A 1,454-nucleotide genomic window follows, 5' to 3' on the forward strand; every position below is an offset into this window, starting at 1 on the left:
CGCCGCTGGTGAGCCCCTGCAGGCCGGGCTGGCTGGCATCGAATGCGATGTTGACCAGAGGGTCGGCCCCGGCGGTGATGGCCAGATCCCCGGTGAGGGTCTGGGCCGCGCTCCAGTCGCTGTCCTCCACCAGGGTGAGGGAGACGGGGTCGACCTGGGGCAGCACGCCGTCGGTGATATGAATATTGAGGGTGCCAAGATTGCTCTTGTCCCCGTCAAAGTCGGTGCCTTGCACCTGCAGCCCCAGGTTGACGCTGTTGGTGCTGACCGGCTGATCCAGCACGCCGTCGAGCGCCACCTGGTACTTGCCATCCAGCCCCAGAGTCACGGTCAGAATGGTCTTGCCGCCCGCATCCAGCAGGGTGATGACATTGCCGTTGACCTGATAGTGGGTCGGCTGGCCGCCGCTGGTGAGGCCATTCAGGCCAGGCTGGTTCGCCTCGAAGTTCAGCGACACCAGGCGATCGCTGCCCACGCTCACCGGCAACTGGCCATCCAGGGTCTGGCCAGAGGCCCCTTCCTGCAAGGTGACCCCGCTGTCGTTGCCAAGGTGAGGATCAGCGGCATCGGTGATCACCGCCGTGGTGCTGCCGGTGATCACACTGCCGTCGCTGTCGGTCACCTTGACCGGCAGGCTCAGGTTGAGCTTGTCGTCAGCCCCGTGATCCAGGTTGGTGTGTACCGTCACCTGGTAATCGAGGGTTGCCTGGGTGTGGGCTTCGATGCGCCCCGGCACGCTCGGCAGGGTCACCGTCAGCACCAGGGTGCCGCTCGCAGTCACTGCCTGGAAGCTGTGGCCGTTGCTGCCCGCCACCTCTTGCCAGGTGAGGGTCTCACCGTTGTGGGTGATGGCCTTGCCACTCCCATCCACAACTTGGCCCGAGAGGGTCAGCCGCACGTCCACCACGGGATCGGAGTCCGCCCTAATGGTCAGGGTGCCGGTGGCATGCTGATCATCGCCGGTCTGGTTGTTGGCGGCACCGTCGAAGCGCCCCTCGCTCAGGGTCACGCCGGTCAGGGTGAGGGTCGGGTTGGCCCCTTCCGAAATGCGGATGTTGAGGGTGCCCGTGGTGCTGTCGTTGTTGCCGCTGCCCTTGTCACTGTCAATGATGTTCAGCTTGAACGGCAGGTCGGTGGCGGTGTTGCCGCTCTGGTGCACCCCCTGATAGAGGGTCACCTTGTAGTCAAAGCCGTTGCTATCGGCGTTGTCGAGCTTGCCACTGAGCTCCACTTGCAGCACCTCGATGCGATGGCCGTTGACTTCCACATAGCCTTTCAGCACCTGATTGCCCGGGATGCTGGCATCGCCGTCGACCAGCTCGTATTTGACGCTCTGGCCCAACGCGGTCAGGGCCGGCTGCTCGCTGATGTCGGCAAACGACACCTCGCTCACCCGATCCGAGCCCGCATTGACCTGGAAGTGGCCGGTGCCGGTCAGAGTATTGCTGCCGTCG

The 1,454-nt window shown here is 64.4% G+C and carries 1 pseudogene; it reads right to left on the reverse strand.

Going from position 1 to position 1,454, the window contains the following annotated elements:
• Positions 1-1,454, reverse strand: a pseudogene (locus tag ACB037_RS21225) (type I secretion protein); the annotation flags it as partial.

The sequence above is a fragment of the Aeromonas sp. S19(2024) genome, assembly GCF_041402625.1.
In the GTDB taxonomy this organism is placed as follows: Bacteria; Pseudomonadota; Gammaproteobacteria; order Enterobacterales; family Aeromonadaceae; genus Aeromonas; species Aeromonas caviae.